We start from the raw sequence: 841 nt of genomic DNA, 5'->3' as shown, positions 1-841 counted from the left end.
AGGTTGTCCCATCCTCCCTTCCCCTCCCTCCTCGCCCGGCTCCCCTCCTTCTCCTTGCTCGTCTCTCGCCTTCTTCTCCGGCCCCGGCCCCTCTTCGCCGCCGTGCTCTTTTTCTCCTCTTCCTCCTCTCCTGCTTCTCTCCCTCCCTTCCCCTCTTCCTTCTCGTTTTCCTTTCCTCTCCCTTTCCTCTTTTCCTTTCCCTTTTTTCTCTTTCTTCTCTTTTTTTCCCCCCTTCTTTATTTCCTTTTCCCCCTCTTTTCTCTCTTCCCTTCCCCTTCTTCCCTTTTCCCCTTCCCTCCCTCTTTCCCTTTCTTTTTCCTCCCCCTCCCCCCCTCCTTCCTTTCTCTCCCTTCTTTTTTCCTCTCTTTCCCTTTCCCCCCCCTCCCCCTCTCCTTCTCTCCCTCTTTTCCTTTCCCTCTTTTCTTTCTCCCCCCTTCTTTCTTTTTTTCTTTCTCCCTCTCTCCTTTCCCCCCTCCCTCTTCTTCCTTTCTTTCTTTTTCCTTTTCCTCCCTTCTCCTCTTCCTTTTTCTCTCCTCTCCTCTCCTTCCCCTTTCTTTTCCCTCCTTTCTCTTTCTTTCTTCCTTTTCTTTCCCTCCCCCTCTCTCCCTTCCTTCTTCCTCTCTCTCTCTCTTTCCTTTCTCTCTCCTCTCTCTTCCCTCCTCCTTCTTTTTTTCTTTCTCTTCTCTCCCTCTCCTCCCCTCTCCCCTCTTTTTCCTCCCTCTCCTCCTCCCTCCCTCTTTCCCTCCCTCTCTCCCTCTCTCCCTTCTTTTCTTCTCCTCCCCTCCCCTCCTTTCTCTTCTCCCCCTCTCCTCTCCCCCTCTCCTCTTCCTTCTCTCTTCTT

The 841-nt window shown here is 52.6% G+C and carries 1 protein-coding gene; it reads right to left on the bottom strand.

Features of this window, described 5'->3' with window-relative positions; all coding sequences use genetic code 11:
* On the bottom strand, positions 1–841 hold an 841-nt coding region (locus K5Q99_RS23085), incomplete at both ends, for a hypothetical protein (protein ID WP_373317136.1).

Origin of the sequence: Shewanella hafniensis (assembly GCF_019655335.1) — a bacterium.
Lineage (GTDB): Bacteria > Pseudomonadota > Gammaproteobacteria > Enterobacterales > Shewanellaceae > Shewanella > Shewanella hafniensis.
This window is presented reverse-complemented; position numbering and strand designations above follow the sequence as displayed.